This is a genomic window from Vibrio sp. Vb1337, assembly GCF_033338715.1.
Classification (GTDB): Bacteria; Pseudomonadota; Gammaproteobacteria; order Enterobacterales; family Vibrionaceae; genus Vibrio; species Vibrio alginolyticus.
Window position 1 is genome coordinate 1 of sequence record NZ_JAWOTD010000181.1, and the last position, 1,179, is coordinate 1,179.

Here is a 1,179-nt window from a genome sequence, read left to right on the forward strand (position 1 = left end):
TTCGGTAACGTTATTGAATCGATGACCACGTTCATCGCCTACAAGTACGATGCGCTCCAAAGCTTGAGTGCTTGGTCGGTCGCGAACTTCGCCAACATTTTGCGGGGGGATTTTGAACTGCTTTACATTGCGGTTCCGATGGTGATTCTCAGTTACTTGTTTGCCGCAAGAATCTCTGCGGTCGGTATTGGTAAAGACTTTGCCGTGAACTTGGGTTTGAACTATCAGCAAGTGGTTACTATTGGCGTGCTGTTGGTGTCCATCATGTCCGCAAGTGTGGTGATGATAGTTGGTCAGCTGCCGTTTCTTGGCCTTATTGTGCCGAACCTCGTCAGTCATTTTTACGGTGATAACCTGAAGAAGAACATTCCTTTAACCGCCATGTATGGTGCCATATTGGTACTCGGCTGTGATTTGGTGAGTCGTTTGATCATCTTCCCTCATGAAATGCCAATTTCCATTGTGATCAGCATTTTAGGTGGCGTGGTATTCATTGCGATGTTGCTAAGAGGTAAGCAGCATGCGTGATTCAACCAAAATCGTTTTGCTTGGTGTTATCGCTCTGGTGTTTGCCTTTTTGTTTATCGGCATTGGCTTGAACGCAGACAACTACCAGTACTTTCTTTCGCGACGCGTACCCAAAGTTTTGGCGATTGTATTAGCTGGCGTGGCGATTGCTCAGTCATCTATGGTGTTTCAAACCATTACGCATAACCGAATATTGACGCCAAGCATTATGGGCTTTGATGCTTTATACGTGCTCACGCAAGTGTTGATCGTATTGTTGTTTGGTGGATTGAGCACATTAGTGTTGAATATCTACGTCAACTTCACCATCGCGGCATGCATCATGGTGGCGTTTTCACTGCTTTTGTTTGGCTTCTATTTCTCCAAAGGCAGCCGAAATTTGATCACCTTATTGTTGGTCGGTTTGATATTTGGTCAGCTATTTTCCAATGTTGCGTCTTTTTTCTCGCTATTGATGGATCCCAATACGTTCGCTTTCGTGCAGTCCAAACTGTATGCAAGCTTTAACAACGTAAAGGTTAATCTCGTGTACTTCAGTGCGCCGATGTTGATATTGGCTTGCTGGTTGCTGTTTCGTATGCATCGCACATTGGATGTGTTCTGGTTAGATCAAGACAACGCAAAAAGCTTGGGTGTTGATGTGCCGAAAGT

At 45.0% G+C, this 1,179-nt stretch carries 2 protein-coding genes; both read left to right on the forward strand.

The features are described 5' to 3' along the window. On the forward strand, nt 1-528 hold a 528-nt coding region (locus tag R7E42_RS24855), incomplete at its 5' end, for an iron chelate uptake ABC transporter family permease subunit (RefSeq protein WP_318073212.1). Further along, nucleotides 521-1,179: iron chelate uptake ABC transporter family permease subunit (locus tag R7E42_RS24860; RefSeq protein ID WP_318073213.1), on the forward strand; the 659-nt coding region annotated here is incomplete at its 3' end. The genes R7E42_RS24855 and R7E42_RS24860, both read left to right, overlap by 8 nt.